Genomic DNA, 15403 nt, shown 5'->3' on the forward strand with positions numbered 1-15403 from the left:
TTCAGAGCCAGGCCAGCGCCTTGGCCTTGGCTACTGCCTGGGTACGGCGCGCCACGCCGAGCTTGGTGTTGATCCGTCGCGCATGCGTCTTGACGGTATGCAGCGAGATGAACAGCTGCTCGGCGATCTCCTGATTCGAGCAGCCCTGCGCGATCAGCCGCAGCACCGTCAGCTCACGGTTGCTCAACAGCACGTCGTCGCCACAGACAGGCGTCTCGCCCGGCTCGCGCTCGTACTGCTGCAATCGGTCGCGCAGACTTTCGCCGCGGGTCGCCGCGGGAAGGATGCGCGCCAGCCATTGCGACTGCCGGTGCTGCAGCTCATACAGCGGTTTGACCAGTTGCTGGCGTACCGCCTCGCTGAGCGCCTTGCGCAACTCCTGATCGGCCTCCAGCGGCTGGCCGCATGCCAACAGCGCTTCAGCCAGCGAGAAGCGGCACTCGCACGCCAACCCCAGCCGCTGCGCTCGCAGATTCCGCTCGATCAGCCCATGCAGCGCCTGAACTGCCGCCTCCGGCTGCCCCTCCAGCATGTCGATGACGGCCAGATAGCGGCGCAAGCGCGGCAGCAGCTCGTAGAATCCCGACGGCGGCAGGAAGCGCTGGCCCTCAAACAGCTGCCGCACTTGCTCCAGCGCCGTGCGCGCCTTCTTCAGCTCGCCCTGATGCAGCCAGGCAACGCCAGTAATCAGCCGCAGGATGCCGCGAAAGCGCGCCTCCGGTACGTGTCGCCATTGCGTGAGGCGCTCGGCCTCGCGCAGCCAGTGATACGCATCGGCAAACTCATGATTGCGCGCAGCCAGTTCGGCGAGGCCGACGTAGCCGAAAAAGGCGTAGGAATCGCCGCAGGTTTCGGTTTCCAGCCGCCCCTGCTGATAGGCCTCGCGGGCCTGTTCGTCCAGCCCCTGATACGCCAGCAAATGCCCCTGCAGCAACTGCAACCGGCCGATGATCGGACTGTGCCGGACCGTGTCGCGCAGCGCACGCAACGCCTCGTCGAGCACGCCGACGGCGCGCTCGAACTCGCCAGTCAGCTCCAGCAGCTGGATGCGATCGACGCTGAGCATTACCTCGTACAGCACGCTGCCCTTGAGCCGCGCGAGCTTCATGCCTTCGCTGTTGTAATGCTGAGCCAGCTCGAGCTCGCTCTCAGCCATCGCGTGCTGGGTAAGCGCTTGCAGACACAGCACGCGTTGCGCCCAGGCATGATCGGAAAGCACCTCGAGCGCCTGCAGACAGTGCTCGCGCGCTTCGGGCTCACCGCGCAGACGCGCCAGGAAGCCGCGCAGCGCCTGCCATTGCGCCAGCAACTGGATCTGCCGACGCGCATCGGGTTGCGGGAAGAACTTGGCGAGCTCGGCCAGACAGTCGTCGACCTCGTCGAGCCGCGCGGAAACGATCAATGCCCACCCCTGCAGCACGATCAGTCGCGTGGTACTGGCGAACAGATCCTGCGGCAGCTCGCTGCGCCACTTGAGAAAATGCGAGACGTTGTCGCCGATCAGCAACTGCTCCTGCCCGTAGCGCTGCAGATAGTTCGCCGCCACCTCAGGCTGGCCCGCCCACAGCGCATGCTCGACTGCCTCGCGCATATCGCCGCGGCTGGCGAACCACTGACAAGCACGCAGATGCACCTGTGTCGACGACGTCGCCTCGGGGAAACGCTGAAGCAGCAGCGCAAGCGGTCGCCACAGGCGAAACCATTCGCCGCAGTTGTCGATCTGCCGCACGAACAGCTGGAAGGTCTTGAGTACATCGAGCAGATCGGCGCCGGTGCAATCGAGCACGTGATCGCAAAGCTCGGCGGAAAAGCGCGGCATTCGTGCCAGGGCGAACAGTGCGCGCCGGATATCCTCGCTCTGGCCCTGCAGCACTTCGCGCTGGATGTAATCGCGCAGCAAAGGCGTACCGGCCAGCAGGCGTTCGCGCAGCGCCTGCTCATCGGCGTTGAGCAGCATCAGGCAAACGCCCGCCGGCCAACCTTCGGTGCCCGCCAGCAATTGCTGGAAACTGTCCGCGGGCAGTTGCAGCCGATAGGCGCGCAGAACCTGCGCCAACTCCTCGGCCGTGAGCGCGAGGGACGCGGCGTCGAGCTCGAACAGATGCCCCTGCAGCAACAGACGCGGCAGCTTCCACGCCGGCTGCCGCCGACTGTTGACCCACCAACTCACCGAATCCGCAGTCTGCTCCAGCAGCATATCCAGACAGGCGTCCAGAGCCGGGCAAACCTCGCGCGGATAATCGTCGAGCATGATCCAGAGCGGCTGGCGAACCTGCCCGAGCAGCGCAATCAGCTGCCGTTGCACATCGCCGTCCATGATCGGAAAGCCCAGCGCCGCGGCCAGCTGGGCGTACAGCTCCTGCGGCGAAAAGAATCGACCGCTCAGGTCCAGCCAGACCAGCGTGGTATCGGCCGGCATGCGGCGGGCACATTCGCTCATCAGTACCGTCTTGCCGAAACCAGCCGGTGCGCAGATCAACCGCAACCGGCAGTCCGCGGCAAGCAGGGCGTCGGCCAGTCGCGGCCGGGCAACATGCGCCGGCGGCAGACGTGGAATATTCGCAACCTGCGCCTGCGCCGTCGCGGCGCTGATCGCATCGGGGAGGAGGCGTACGGACATGGCAACGTTTCTCTTATTCGTATATTCAGTCCATGAAATGGCCAGCGGCCGGCCAGGCGTATCCCTTTCTGGCGGTCCGCTCCACCTGTGCAACCTGACGTATCAGCAGCGTTTTGTCGACCTGCTTGTGCAATCAGCGGCCCCGTTGCACGCAGGATCGCACCCAGTTCTTCATGTTCCCTCATCCCTGCGCGCACAAAAAAGGCGGCCTGCTGGCCGCCTTTTTTACACCGAATAGCCCCTCGAGACTCAGCGCACCCCAGCGTTACGCAAGGCCGCTGGCGTGAAGTCGCGGGCGGATGCCTTGTAACCCCAGTCGAACGGCTTCTCCTCGTTGCTCATGCCGATTGCGATGTAGCGGCCGGAAATGATGTCGTAGAGCGACTCGAACGCATAGGCCGGCACCTTGTGCTGGTAGTACTGCAGCATATGCCCCTCACCCACGCGCCACAGCTGGCCACGCCCGTCGTACAGCTCCGACTGGACGATGGTCCAGGTGTCCTCGTCGACGAAGAAACGACGCTTGGCGTAGATGTTGCGCTCGCCGCTCTTCAGGTTCGCCTCGATTTCCCACACGCGGTGCAGCTCATAGCGAGCGAGATCCTGATTGACGTGCCCGGCCTTGATGATGTCGGCGTACTTCAGGTCGCTGGAGGCAATTTCAAAACTGTTGTAGGGAATGTACAGCTCCTTCTTGCCGATCAGTTTCCAGTCGTAGCGATCTGGCGCGCCGCTGAACATGTCGAAGTTGTCGGTGGTACGCATGCCGTCCGACGCAGTACCCGGACCGTCGTAGGCGACCTGCGGCGCACGCCGCACACGGCGCTGGCCGGCGTTATAGATCCAGGCCTGACGCGGATCTTTCACCTGATCGAGCGAGTCGTGCACCAGCAGCACGTTGCCCGCCAGGCGCGACGGAGCCGTCACACGCTGCTTGAAAAACAGCAGCGCGTTCTTGGCGCGCTCGGCATCCAGATCGCTCATGTCGCTCGGGAAGGCAACCTCATCCTCGAAATGAACCAGCGTATAGCTGCCGTTGGTTTGCGGGGTCGCCTGAACGATGTTGCGGCGCACGTTGCCACCGCGATAACGGGTGATGTGGTTCCAAATCACCTCGAGGCCATTCTGCGGAATCGGGAAGGCGTAGTAGCGGCTCTCGGTGAAGCCACTGACACCGTTTCCGCCTTCGACCAGCGAGACGTTCAGCGCACTTTTCTTCGCCGCTTCATAGATTTTGTCCGGCACAGCGGCGCTACGGTGCGTCGGGAATACGCGAATCTTGTAGGTTTCCGGATAGCGCTTGAACATCGCCAGCTGGCCCGCAGTCAGCTTGCTCTTGTGCTGTTCGGCATTCTGCGCGGTGATGACGAGCTTCGGCTGCTCGCCCTTGAATGGATCGGTGAGGTGGCCGCTTTTCAGCGGTGCGGCATCGGTCGTCAGACCACCGGTCCACTCGGGAATGCTGCCGTCGGCGTTACCGGCTTTTTCCGCGCCCAGCGGCGTCAGCGTCGTACCAAGCTTGGCGGCCTCCTCAGGAGACACCGCCGCCATGACGCTGTTGGCGAGCAGGGAAAGAGCCAAGACACTGAACAGTTTTCTTGTTGTTTTCATACGATTCCAGTTCCTCTGATCTGTTTGGCCGGAGGCCATCGGTAACACTTGTCGCTGACCGGATGTGCCGTCCGACGCACCGGTCAGCCAACGCCCCCTTTAGAAGTTCACGCCCACGCTGAACGCGAGGAAGTCGCGGTCGACCAGCATGTTGTAGTCGCCATCGAAGAAATCGGTGTAGGACAGGCTGGCGGTGTAGGTGTTTTGGTACTCGGCATCCAGACCGATACTGAGCGCCTTGGAATCCTCGTTGAACAGACCGTTCGGGCCATAACCATCGACGTCGTGGGAGAAAGACAGGTTCGGCTTCAGGTTGATGCCGGCGAAGACGTTGTTGTAGTCGGCGATGGCGCGCAGGCGATAGCCCCAGGAGTTGGCGGTGACGAAACCATGCCAGCCGTTGGCAGCCAGCGCGGCAGCGTCGGTAGGCGTACCGAAGTTGGCGTCGCGGCCATAGCGAACCTCGCTTGTACTCTCCAGTCCGCCAACATGCGCGTAACCAATCTCGCCCACCACAGTCACGCGCTCCGCCCCCAGCACCTGGTCGAAGAAATGGGTGAAGGTAGTTTGCAGTTGGGTGATTTCCTTGCGGTTATAGCCGCGATTATCTAGCCCTGCCCGAGTGGGGTCAGTTAGCTCAAGCGTGACGTCGGTGGTATTGATCTGGATAGGCGCGTTAGGCCGGTAACTCATTTCACCGGACCAGGCTGTGCCGGTGGGCAACGTCGTAGAGAAGCTCAAACCGTAAAGCTGGATGTCTTCAGGATATTCCAAGTAGTACTGACCGTTGCCGAGCAACACCGCGCCGCCGATCGCGGTGCCGGCCTGAGCAGCGAGTCCTCCCGCCATCTGCTGAGCCATCGGAATTGCTTGAGCCAACGGAATCCCTGCCTGCACGAGCTGCGCCACAACCGACTCGATTACCGCTTGGCCGGCTGCAGCTCCAGCCCCTTGGGCAGCAGCAAAGGTCCCAAGGCCGGCAGTATGGGTGCTCACGATCGGCGTACGACTGTGATAGTTCATGAAATAGGCACCGTACTCGGTGCTGTCGCCAAGCCAGCGCAATGCCAGGCCATACTGACCGGAGTCACGAGCATCACGGTCACCACCGCGCGGGATCATCACGCCCTCGTCGGAATAGGAAACGCCGGCGGCCGTGGCGAAGCCTCCCAGTGGCCCGTTCAATGTCGAGGCAAGCGCAGCCGGCCCGACGTTGTAATTATTGTCACAGCCATCCGCCGCGACATCAGCTCCCGAGAAGAACGTTCCGCAGTTATCGACAATCGTCTGATCCCATTCCAGCTGATAGAACGCCTCCATGCTCAGGCGGTCGGTCAGGCTCTGCGAGACGTAGAGCATGTTGACCGGAATCAGGCCTTCCTTGATCTCCGCGCCCGGGCGACGGAACGCCGCGGCGTCCAGCGGGTTGATCGAGTTGATGGAGTTGCCGATGAAGGTGCTCTCGCCCCAGCTCACCACCTGACGACCGATCCGCACGGTGCCCGGCAGCTCGCCCAGGTAATAGTTGTGATAGAGGAACGCATCGAGGATCTCGGCGCCGGAAGACTGGGCGGCTTCCTTGCGGTTGCTGTCGCTGATGTCCTTGAACAGGCGGCTCTCGTCCTTAAGCTCGAAGTCGTACCAGTACTTGCCGCGCACGAACGCGCCGCTGTCGCGATAGCGCAGCTCGAGGTCATGCACACCCTTGAAGATCTTGGAGAAGGTCTCGCCCTTCTTGAAGTTCAGTCGCCCGTCGTCACCAGTCTGAGTGAAGCCAGTGCCGCCATTGGCTGCGCCAACCAGGTCCATATCCCGATCCGCCATCGACCAGCTGGCGCCGATCGACATGGATGAGTCGAACTGGCCTTCGATCTCACCAATGTTGAAGTTGACCGCGTAGGCCGGTGCCGCGGTGCTCAGGGCAATCGCCAGAGCGAGGGATGTGGGCTGGAAGATTCCTTGCCTTGTTGTTTTTGTCATGAGGCGCTCCTGGTTGGTTCGATGTACGCCAACCCTACCCAGAGCTCTGCGGAGGGTTAAGCGCACGAAGGTTTGATTTAGCCTGTCATCCTTAAGTATGAAAGACCGTCCCAGCATTGGATTTGAGCGCGATGGCACAGCGCCGCGCCGGGGTGTGGCACATCGAGCTTAGCCATGATTCCCCGGGCGGCAAAGGCCGATATAGAGCGGCCGTGACAAAACGACACGCAAACTTGTGACGTTTATCCGAAAGTCGTAGGTGTAGCTGGAGTGGTCTCGCTGTCGCGAGCACTACGGCGCGGAAAATGAAGGCGGGACGAAGGGAAGGCGCGCAAGCGCAAAACGCCTGATGCGTGTGGTTGCGTTACGCGGCCGCGGAGCGTTTGAGACGAAACGAAACACGATGCCGCGACGTAGCGTCATAGCGACCCGAACTTCGGGTCGCCAGGAATGGCTCTGGTGCTATCGGATACGGCGTTCGAAAGCGACGGCGGCTATCACAGCCCTTTGACGGCGAAGATACCCGGCGCGTTGCGCCAATAGCCCTTGTAATCCATGCCGTAACCGAAGATGAACCGGTCGATGCAGCGCAGGCCCACATAGTTGGCCTTGAGATCCGGGCGCGCCTTGCGCTGATGATCCTTGTCGATCAGCACTGCGGTGTGCACCGCGGCGGCACCGGCATGCCGGCAAAAATCGATGATCGCGCCCAGCGTGTGACCTTCGTCGAGGATGTCATCGATGATTAGCACATCGCGATCGATGAAGGAGATTTCCGGCTTGGCCTTCCAGAACAGCTCGCCGCCGCTGGTTTCGTTGCGATAGCGCGAAGCGTGCAGATAGGACAGCTCCAGCGGGAAATTCAGCTTGGTCATCAGCTTTCCAGCGAAGATCAGCCCGCCGTTCATCACGCAGAACACTACCGGATTACGCTCCGCCAGCTCGGCATTGATCTTCCCGGCGACGGCGTCGATGGCCGCTTCGACTTCGGCTTCGGTGTACAGGCAGTCGCTTTCGGCCATGATCTGGCGGATGTGTACGAGATCGACGGACATGGAGCATTTCTCCAGATGGGCTAGCGTTGAGAAGTCAGAATCGCGGGTACGGGCCTGGTTGAAAAGTCGCCAGGCGCTCGACCGCCTGAAAAAACGACCCGCTGCCCATGTAATCTGCCTGATCGGTCAGTCAGTTCAGACCACTGTGCGGTCCTGAAGCGAAGGGACGGCACGATACTCAACCGCCCCCGGCTCAGCAAGTCGTGAGATCAACGTAACCCGCGTAGCCCGTGGCACGGCGATGCTTTACTCTACGCCGGTTTAATCGAGCGCCGGAGCCGCCCCCATGTCTATTCGAGAGATCCGCCATCCGCTGATCCGCCACAAGCTCGGCCTGATGCGCCGTGCCGACATCAGCACCAAGAACTTCCGGGAACTGGCCCAGGAAGTCGGTTCGATCCTCACCTACGAGGCGACCAGCGACCTGCCGCTGGAGCACTGCAGCATCGACGGCTGGTGCGGCCCGGTGCAGGTCGAGAAGATTTCTGGCAAGAAGATCACGGTGGTGCCCATCCTGCGCGCCGGCATCGGCATGCTTGACGGCGTGCTCAGTCTGATTCCCGGAGCGAAGGTGAGCGCGGTCGGCATCGCGCGCAACGAGCAGACCCTGCAGGCGCAGACCTACTTGGAAAAACTGGTGCCGGAAATCAACCAGCGCCTGGCCATCATCATCGATCCGATGCTGGCGACGGGCGGCTCGATGGTGGCCACCATCGACATGCTGAAGAAGGCCGGCTGCAAGGAAATTCGCGCACTGGTGCTGGTGGCCGCACCGGAAGGCATCGCCGCGGTCGAGCGCGCACATCCCGACGTGATGATTTTCACCGCCTCCATCGACGAGCGTCTGGACGAGAACGGCTACATCGTTCCCGGCCTGGGTGACGCCGGCGACAAGATCTTCGGCACCAAGCAGAAGGACGTCTGAGCATGACGAACCCGCAAGAACCTGTCGCCCGCCAGGTGCTGGCCGGTGCGCAGATGCTGTTCGTCGCGTTCGGCGCGCTGGTGCTGATGCCGCTGATCACCGGCATGGACCCCAACGTCGCACTGTTCACCGCGGGTCTCGGCACACTGCTGTTCCAGCTGGTGACGCGCCGCCAGGTGCCGGTATTCCTGGCTTCCAGTTTCGCCTTCATCGCCCCGATCATCGCTGCCAAGGGCGAGTTCGGCCTGCCGGCTGTACTCGGTGGCGTGGTCGCGGCGGGCCTGGTGTATGTGCTGCTCGGCTTCGCCGTGCGCCTGAGAGGACCGGCCTTCATCGACCGCCTGCTGCCACCAGTGGTGATCGCACCGGTGATCATCTCCATAGGTCTGGCGCTGTCGCCGGTCGCGGCCAACATGGCGATGGGCAAGGCCGGCGACGGCAGCGCCCAGTTGGTGCCCTATGCCACCGCGATGATGATCTCGATGCCGGCGCTGGTCACCACGCTGCTGGTCGCCGTGCTCGGCAAGGGCCTGTTCCGCCTGGTGCCGATCCTCGCCGGCGTCAGCGTCGGCTACGGACTGTCGCTGGCCTTCGGCGTGGTCGATACCGATGCCATCGCCGCCGCGCCCTGGCTGGCGATGCCCAACTTCGTCGCACCGGAGTTCCATCTGGGCGCAATCCTGTTCATGGTGCCGGTCGCGCTGGCTCCGGCCATCGAGCACATCGGCGGTGTGGTCGCAATCGGCAGCGTCACCGGTAACAACTACATCAAGCAGCCCGGCCTGCATCGCACCCTGCTGGGCGATGGCCTGGCCACCTCGGCCGCCGGTCTGTTCGGCGGCCCGCCCAACACCACGTATGCCGAGGTAACGGGCGCGGTGATGCTGACCAAGAACTACAACCCGAAGATCATGACCTGGGCGGCCATCTTCGCCATCGTGCTGGCGTTCATCGGCAAGTTCGGCGCGGGCCTGCTGAGCATTCCGGTGCCGGTGATGGGCGGCATTCTCTGCCTGCTGTTCGGTTCGATTGCAGTGGTCGGCTTGAGCACCCTGATCCGCCATCAGGTGGACCTCTCCGAGGCACGTAACCTGATCATCGTCTCGGTCACGCTGGTATTCGGCATCGGCGGCATGGCGTTCGGCCAGGGCGAATTCAGCCTGTCCGGCATCTCGCTGTGCGCCCTCGTCGCACTGCTGCTCAACGTGCTGTTGCCGGGCGGCGAAGGCTGGCGCAACAAGCAGCTGAACGACAGCGTTTGAAGCGGAGGACGCCAGGCCGCAACGCGCTCGACAGCTGCGCCGCCGGTGAAATTCCGCATCGGCAGCTGGAGGATGCGCCAGTGAGCTGCAGCAGCTGCGCGGCCTGCTGCTGCCGTCTGGAGGTGTTGCTGTTCGGCGAGCGCGACGTGCCAGCCCGCTTCATCGATATCGATGCCTGGGGCGCGCAGGTAATGCGCCGACTGGATGACGGCTGGTGCGCGGCGCTCGATCGCGACAGCATGCGCTGCACCATTTACGCGGTACGCCCGTTGATCTGTCGCGAATTCGAGCTGGGTTCGGCGGACTGCCTGGAAGAACGCCAAGGCAGTGCTTCGGCCTATCGCTGAGTCGTGAGAAAGGTCGCGCAGCCCCGGCCCGGAGCTGCGCGCGGCGGAACTAGAAGTCCATCCGGTAGTGCAGCGCGTAGCTTTCCACGCCATCGTTGGGATTTTTCAGCCCGGCGTTGGAGTAGTGCAGTGCGCGGATGCCAATCTCGTGCCCGCCGGCCAGACGCAGGCCGACGCCGATACGATCCTCGAACTGGAACGAGGAACCCAGCTCGCGATCCTCGACCTCGGTGCTCTCGAACGCGGCGATGCCGATGCCTGCCTCGATGTAGGGCCTGACCGACTCGCCGGCGAACTCGTAGACGAATACCGGCGCGAGCGACAGGCTGTGGTTGGCAGAGGTCTCGTCGCCCTCCCAATAGGTGTAGCCGGCATCCCAATAGCCGGTCAGCCGGCCGACATCGCTCTGCAGCCAGCTACGGTTGAAATCGAACTGCACACCAAGCCGATAGGTCATGGTCGACTCGCCGGTCTGGCCGACGGCCGCCGTCACGCCCATTGCCTGCGCAGCCGTCACCTGACCTGCGCAAAGAGCCGCAGCGACGGTAAAAGGGATCAGTTTTTTCATCGGAACTTCCTTATTTCAAGGATGGCTATTTTTGGTTGTTGTACTTCATTGAGAAACGCAACCGCATCGCGAGTTCCTAACCGGCGAAGAACTCGACGCCCGCCTTTTCACCCCAAAGTATAGGCAGCACACCCTCCATTCGCAGCGGATCGCCGCTACAGAAGAAGCGCACCCGGGCCTCGCCGGTCGCCAGCAGCTGTCGCGCGGCCAGCACCTCCTCCAGACGCCTTGCGACCGCCGCGCCGGTATCGATGAGTTGCACGTGAGACGGGACCAGCTGCGCCAGCAGTGGCCGGATGAACGGATAGTGAGTGCAGCCGAGAATCAGCGTATCGCAGCCCTCCGCCAGCAGCGGTTCCACCCAGCCCGCCAGCAGATCGCGCGTCGCGGTGCCATTCAGCTCCCCGGCCTCGATACGCTCGACCAGCCCGGGACAGGGCTGCGTTATCACCCGCACATCGCTGGCGAAGCGGTCGAGCAAGGCCGCGAAACGGGCGCTTTTCAGCGTTCCGGTGGTCGCCAGCACGCCGACTACGCCGCTACGCGTCGCCCGCGCGGCTGGCTTTACCGCTGGCTCCATGCCGATGATCGGCAACTGCGGGTGGCATTCGCGCAACTCGGCGATGCCGGCTGCGGTGGCGGTGTTACAGGCCAGCACCAGCGCCTTGGCACCCTGCTCAAGGAGAAAATCGGTGATGGTACGGCAACGCTCGCGGATGAATTCCGGGCTCTTCTCGCCGTATGGCACATGCGCGCTGTCAGCCAGATACAGCAGCGATTCGTGCGGCAGGCGATGGCGAATTTCGCGCAGCACGGAAAGCCCGCCGACGCCGGAATCGAACACGCCGACCGGCGCCGAGCACTCAGCCATCGTGGTGTCCGCAGACGGCGCAGGCCGGATCGCGCTTGACCCGCAGCTCACGCATGCGCGTGGCGAAACCATCGACCAGCAACAGCCGCCCTACCAGCGGCTCACCGAAGCCAGCCAGCAATTTCAGCGCCTCGAGTGCCTGCAAGGTGCCCACCAGGCCGACCAGCGGGCCCAGCACACCAGCCTCGCTGCAGGTCAGCTCGGCCTCACTGCCATGGCCATAGAGACAGTGGTAGCAGGGGCTCGCCGCATCACGCGGATCGAATACCGACACCTGCCCTTCCAGGCGAATCGCCGCACCGCTGACCAACGGCTTCTTCGCCGCGACGCAGGCGGCGTTCACCGCTTCGCGAATCGTGAAGTTGTCGGTGCAGTCGAGGACCAGATCGACGCCGGCAACGGCCTGCGCGAGGGTATCGGCGTCCAGTCCCGCACGGTACGGCACCAGGCGGACATGCGGATTCAGCGCATGCAGGCGGCCCATCGCCGAGTCGACCTTGTGCATGCCGAGCGCCTGGCTGTCGTGGACGATCTGGCGCTGCAGATTGGTCAGGTCCAGCGTGTCGAAGTCCGCCAGGTGCAGCTCGCCGACACCAGCAGCCGCCAGATAGAGCGCCACCGGCGAGCCCAGCCCGCCAAGCCCGACGATCAGTGCGCGGCTCTGTTTCAACCGCAGCTGGCCCTCGACATCGACCTGCTTGAGCAGAATCTGACGGCTGTAACGCAGCAGTTCTTCGTCACTGAGCATGAAATGTCTCGCAAGATGAAGGAATCACGGCAGGCGCCCCAGGCTGATGCGCTCGTGGCCGCCCAAATCGCGGCGGCTTTCGACGGCGACGAAGCCCTGATGGCTCAATAACTGGCGCACCGCAGCGGCCTGATCGAACCCGTGTTCGAGCAGCAGCCAGCCGTGCGTTTCGAGATGCGCCGGGGCCGCGGCGATGATCTGGCGGATGTCATCCAGTCCGTCGCCGCCGGCGACCAGCGCACTGCGCGGTTCGAAGCGCACGTCGCCACGCGCCAGATGGGGATCGCTGGCCGGGATGTAGGGCGGATTGCTGACGATCAGCTGATAGCGCTCGCCGCCCAGCGCCGCAAACCAGTCACTCGCGAGGAAGCGCACGTTGTTCAGCCCCAGACGCAGCCGATTGCGCTCGGCCAGCGCGACCGCCTCGTCGACCCGATCCACGCCAGTCACCTGCCAGGCAGGACGCTCTGCCGCCAGCGCCAGCGCGATAGCGCCCGTGCCAGTACCCAAATCGAGCAGTCGCGCCGGTGTCGCCGGCAGCCGTTCCAGCACGGTTTCCACCAGCAGCTCGGTATCCGGACGCGGGATCAGCGTATGCGGCGCCACCTCCAGATCGAGGCTCCAGAAGCCCTGGCGCCCCAGGATGTAGGCCACCGGCTCGCCCGCGCGGCGCCGGTGCAGCAGTTCGGCGAAACGCGCGCAGGCTTCGGCATCCGGCTCCCGCTCTGGCCAGGTGCGCAGGAAGCTGCGCGATTTGCCCAACGCCTGCGCCAGCAGCAGCTCGGCGTCCAGCCGCGCGGTCGGCGAATCGGGCAGCTCGGCGGTGTCGAGCAGGGAGCGGATGGTGGGCATAACCTTCGAGCCTCGAGCGGCGCACTGCAACGGCCACGGCGCCCCGTGGGTCATGCGGCAGGTAGCCTTGTCGTTAATCTCCCAGCGCCGCCAACTGATCGGCCTGGTATTCCTGCAGCAACGGCTCGATGACCTGCTCCGCGGCACCGGCAATCACTTCGTTGAGCGAATACAGCGTCAGGTTGATGCGGTGATCGGTCACCCGGCCCTGCGGGAAGTTGTAGGTGCGGATGCGCTCGGAGCGGTCGCCGGAGCCGACCAGCAGCTTGCGCGTCTCGGAGATTTCCTTGTGCGCGGCGGCGTCCTGGCGGTCCTGCAGCTTGGCGGCCAGCCAGGCCATCGCCTTGGCGCGATTCTTGTGCTGCGAGCGCTCTTCCTGGCACTCGACGACGATGCCGGTGGGCAGGTGGGTGATGCGGATCGCCGAGTCGGTCTTATTGACGTGCTGGCCACCGGCGCCCGAGGAGCGATAGGTGTCGACGCGCAAGTCGGCCGGATTGATCTCGATCGCCGCCTGCTCGTCAGGCTCGGGCAGCACCGCGACGGTGCAGGCCGAGGTGTGGATACGGCCCTGGGATTCGGTCTCCGGCACGCGCTGCACACGATGGGCACCGGACTCGAATTTGAGCTTGGCGTAGACGTTGTCGCCCTCGACGCGGGAGATCACCTCCTTGAAGCCACCGTGCTCGCCCTCGTTTTCCGAAAGTATCTCGACGCGCCAGCCCTGTTTCTCGGCGTAGCGCGAATACATGCGGAACAGATCACCGGCGAAGATCGCCGCCTCGTCACCACCGGTACCGGCACGGATTTCGAGGAACACGTTGCGCCCATCGTTGGGGTCCTTGGGCAGCAGCATGCGCTGCAGATTGGCTTCCAGCGTCTCGAGCTGCGCCTTGGCCTCGGCGACTTCTTCCTCGGCCATCTCGCGCAGATCGGGATCACTGTCCTTGAGCAGCGCCTGCGCGCCTTCGAGGTCCTGCTGCACCTTGCACAGCTGGCGATAGGCGGCGATCACCGGCTCGACTTCGGCGTACTCGCGCGAATAGGCGCGGAAGCGATTCTGGTCGCTGATGATTTCGGCGTCGCCGAGCAGCGCGGTGAGTTCCTCGAAGCGGTCCTGCAGGACATCCAGCTTGTTCAGCAATGAGGGTTTCATGGTTTTTCCGTGCCCTCGTGCAGGGCAAAAAGATCCTGAGCCATGCTCAGGGCTTCGACGCGCCCTTCGGCCGAAAGCTTCTTCAGCTGCACGCTGGGCGCGTGCAGCAGTTTGTTGGTCAACCCGCGGGCGAGCTGGGCGAGGACGTCCTCGGGGTTGCCGCCATTGGCCAGCAGGCGCTGTGCCTTGGCCAACTCCTCGTCGCGAATTCGCTCGGCACTCTGCCGGTAGGCCTTGAGCACATCCACCGCAGCCAGCTCGCGCAGGCGCAGCATGAAGTCTTCGGTACCGGCGGCCACCAGCTCCTCGGCCGCCTGGGCTGCGCCCTGGCGACTCTTGAGGTTCTCCGCGACCACCTCGTGCAGGTCGTCGACCGAATAGAGATAGACATCGTCCAGGTCGCCGACCTGCGGCTCGATATCCCGCGGCACGGCGATGTCGACCATGAACATCGGCTTGTGCTTGCGCTTCTTCAGCGCCTGTTCCACCGCGCCCTTGCCGAGGATCGGCAGCTGGCTGGCGGTGGAACTGATGACGATGTCGCTGTTGTGCAGCTCCTCGGGGATGTCGGCCAGCAGGATCGCCTGCGCACCGAACTCGGCCGCCAGGGCACTGGCGCGCTCCAGGGTGCGGTTGGCGACCACGATCTTCTTCACGCCCTGCTCGTGCAGATGGCGAGCGACCAGAGTGATGGTTTCGCCGGCGCCGATCAGCAATGCCCGGCTGCGCTGCAGATCGCTGAATATTTGCCGCGCCAGGCTTACGGCGGCGAAGGCGACCGAAACCGGGTTCTCGCCGATTGCCGTGTCCGTGCGTACGGTCTTGGCAGTGCTGAAGGTCGCCTGGAACAGCCGGCCGAGCAGCGGGCCGATGCTGCCGGCCTCGCGTGCCACGGCATAGGACGACTTCATCTGGCCAAGAATCTGCGGCTCGCCCAGCACCAGCGAATCGAGCCCGGAGGCGACCCGCATCATGTGCCGCACCGCCTGGTCGTCGACATGCACGTAGGCACAGGCCTTCAGCTCATCGAGGCTCAGGCCGTGGTAATCGGCCAGCCACGCCAGCACGGCATCGGCCTCGATCTGATCCTGCTGCAGGTACAGCTCGCTGCGATTGCAGGTCGAGAGAATCGCCGCCTCGCGAGTCGGCGTGACGCGACACAGCTGCTGCAAGGCCTGGACCATCTGTTCGGGAGTGAAGGCCACGCGCTCGCGGACGTCCACCGAAGCGGTCTTGTGATTGATACCAAGCGCGAGGAAAGCCATGCAGGATCGCTGATCAGACTAACGGAGCGCGCAATTCTCCTACTTCGCCTGACTCAGAACAACCATTGCCCACGATTGTCCGATACCCCTGGAACCCGCCGGCACTGCGCAAACCGCGCCCCATGTGCTTGCCTGGCGGCTTG

At 63.8% G+C, this 15403-nt stretch carries 13 protein-coding genes; 3 read left to right on the forward strand and 10 right to left on the reverse strand.

The genetic code is table 11. The features are described from left to right. Position 1: 1 nt before the first annotated feature. The 4 genes from HU825_RS01050 to HU825_RS01065 all read right to left on the reverse strand — a co-directional run bounded on the left by HU825_RS01050 (position 2) and on the right by HU825_RS01065 (position 7266). A complete protein-coding gene (locus HU825_RS01050; protein ID WP_234302732.1) occupies positions 2 to 2620 on the reverse strand; it encodes a LuxR C-terminal-related transcriptional regulator in 2619 nt (872 codons plus the stop codon). A gap of 249 nt (positions 2621 to 2869) precedes the next feature. Then, positions 2870 to 4231 (reverse strand): DUF1329 domain-containing protein, encoded by a 1362-nt coding sequence (locus HU825_RS01055; protein ID WP_234302733.1) that lies wholly within the window; start codon positions 4229 to 4231, stop codon positions 2870 to 2872. A gap of 99 nt (positions 4232 to 4330) precedes the next feature. After that, the gene (locus HU825_RS01060; RefSeq protein ID WP_008567042.1) at positions 4331 to 6211 is read right to left on the reverse strand and encodes a DUF1302 domain-containing protein; all 1881 of its coding nucleotides are present in this window, start codon (positions 6209 to 6211) and stop codon (positions 4331 to 4333) included. A 497-nt stretch (positions 6212 to 6708) separates the two neighbouring features. Then, positions 6709 to 7266, reverse strand: a complete 558-nt coding sequence (locus tag HU825_RS01065; protein ID WP_008567043.1) for a hypoxanthine-guanine phosphoribosyltransferase — start codon at positions 7264 to 7266, stop codon at positions 6709 to 6711. A 286-nt stretch (positions 7267 to 7552) separates the two neighbouring features. Between HU825_RS01065 and upp the strand changes: the two genes are divergently transcribed. The 3 genes from upp to HU825_RS01080 are packed head-to-tail and all read left to right on the forward strand — an operon-like array spanning position 7553 to position 9800. Continuing rightward, positions 7553 to 8191: a uracil phosphoribosyltransferase gene (gene upp / locus HU825_RS01070; RefSeq protein WP_008567044.1), complete on the forward strand. Its 639-nt coding sequence runs from the start codon at positions 7553 to 7555 to the stop codon at positions 8189 to 8191. 2 nt (positions 8192 to 8193) lie between these two features. After that, complete coding sequence (locus tag HU825_RS01075; RefSeq protein ID WP_234302734.1) at positions 8194 to 9453, forward strand: uracil-xanthine permease family protein; 1260 nt, start codon at positions 8194 to 8196, stop codon at positions 9451 to 9453. Then, a complete protein-coding gene (locus HU825_RS01080; RefSeq protein WP_234302735.1) occupies positions 9450 to 9800 on the forward strand; it encodes a YkgJ family cysteine cluster protein in 351 nt (116 codons plus the stop codon). The genes HU825_RS01075 and HU825_RS01080 overlap by 4 nt, the downstream gene beginning before the upstream one ends. Positions 9801 to 9849: 49 nt before the next feature. On the opposite strand, the gene HU825_RS01085 is transcribed toward HU825_RS01080, so the two are convergent. The 6 genes from HU825_RS01085 to hemA form a co-directional block, all read right to left on the reverse strand. Next, entirely contained in the window at positions 9850 to 10368 is a 519-nt protein-coding gene (locus tag HU825_RS01085; protein WP_037019337.1) for an acyloxyacyl hydrolase, read from the reverse strand. A 76-nt stretch (positions 10369 to 10444) separates the two neighbouring features. After that, positions 10445 to 11239 (reverse strand): glutamate racemase, encoded by a 795-nt coding sequence (gene murI, locus HU825_RS01090; protein ID WP_234302736.1) that lies wholly within the window; start codon positions 11237 to 11239, stop codon positions 10445 to 10447. Then, positions 11232 to 11987, reverse strand: coding sequence for a molybdopterin-synthase adenylyltransferase MoeB (locus HU825_RS01095; RefSeq protein ID WP_234302737.1), 756 nt, complete (start codon positions 11985 to 11987; stop codon positions 11232 to 11234). Before HU825_RS01095 ends, murI begins: the two co-directional genes overlap by 8 nt. A gap of 24 nt (positions 11988 to 12011) precedes the next feature. Next, positions 12012 to 12839 (reverse strand): peptide chain release factor N(5)-glutamine methyltransferase, encoded by an 828-nt coding sequence (gene prmC, locus HU825_RS01100; protein WP_234302738.1) that lies wholly within the window; start codon positions 12837 to 12839, stop codon positions 12012 to 12014. Between the two features lie 73 nt (positions 12840 to 12912). Further along, the gene (prfA, locus tag HU825_RS01105) at positions 12913 to 13995 is read right to left on the reverse strand and encodes a peptide chain release factor 1 (RefSeq protein WP_043297485.1); all 1083 of its coding nucleotides are present in this window, start codon (positions 13993 to 13995) and stop codon (positions 12913 to 12915) included. Then, the gene (gene hemA, locus HU825_RS01110; RefSeq protein ID WP_043297484.1) at positions 13992 to 15260 is read right to left on the reverse strand and encodes a glutamyl-tRNA reductase; all 1269 of its coding nucleotides are present in this window, start codon (positions 15258 to 15260) and stop codon (positions 13992 to 13994) included. The genes prfA and hemA overlap by 4 nt, the downstream gene beginning before the upstream one ends. Between the last annotated feature and the right edge of the window lie 143 nt (positions 15261 to 15403).

The sequence above is a fragment of the Pseudomonas phenolilytica genome (assembly GCF_021432765.1).
Taxonomy (GTDB): Bacteria; Pseudomonadota; Gammaproteobacteria; order Pseudomonadales; family Pseudomonadaceae; genus Stutzerimonas; species Stutzerimonas phenolilytica.

What these genes read in the sequence shown, in the direction of transcription:
- HU825_RS01065 (WP_008567043.1), bottom strand. Translation starts at nt 7,266, where the DNA reads ATGTCCGTCGATCTCGTACACATCCGCCAGATCATGGCCGAAAGCGAC.
- hemA (WP_043297484.1), bottom strand. Translation starts at nt 15,260, where the DNA reads ATGGCTTTCCTCGCGCTTGGTATCAATCACAAGACCGCTTCGGTGGAC.
- murI (WP_234302736.1), bottom strand. Translation starts at nt 11,239, where the DNA reads ATGGCTGAGTGCTCGGCGCCGGTCGGCGTGTTCGATTCCGGCGTCGGC.
- HU825_RS01050 (WP_234302732.1), bottom strand. Translation starts at nt 2,620, where the DNA reads ATGTCCGTACGCCTCCTCCCCGATGCGATCAGCGCCGCGACGGCGCAG.
- prmC (WP_234302738.1), bottom strand. Translation starts at nt 12,839, where the DNA reads ATGCCCACCATCCGCTCCCTGCTCGACACCGCCGAGCTGCCCGATTCG.
- HU825_RS01095 (WP_234302737.1), bottom strand. Translation starts at nt 11,987, where the DNA reads ATGCTCAGTGACGAAGAACTGCTGCGTTACAGCCGTCAGATTCTGCTC.
- HU825_RS01060 (WP_008567042.1), bottom strand. Translation starts at nt 6,211, where the DNA reads ATGACAAAAACAACAAGGCAAGGAATCTTCCAGCCCACATCCCTCGCT.
- HU825_RS01085 (WP_037019337.1), bottom strand. Translation starts at nt 10,368, where the DNA reads ATGAAAAAACTGATCCCTTTTACCGTCGCTGCGGCTCTTTGCGCAGGT.
- HU825_RS01055 (WP_234302733.1), bottom strand. Translation starts at nt 4,231, where the DNA reads ATGAAAACAACAAGAAAACTGTTCAGTGTCTTGGCTCTTTCCCTGCTC.
- prfA (WP_043297485.1), bottom strand. Translation starts at nt 13,995, where the DNA reads ATGAAACCCTCATTGCTGAACAAGCTGGATGTCCTGCAGGACCGCTTC.
- upp (WP_008567044.1), top strand. Translation starts at nt 7,553, where the DNA reads ATGTCTATTCGAGAGATCCGCCATCCGCTGATCCGCCACAAGCTCGGC.
- HU825_RS01075 (WP_234302734.1), top strand. Translation starts at nt 8,194, where the DNA reads ATGACGAACCCGCAAGAACCTGTCGCCCGCCAGGTGCTGGCCGGTGCG.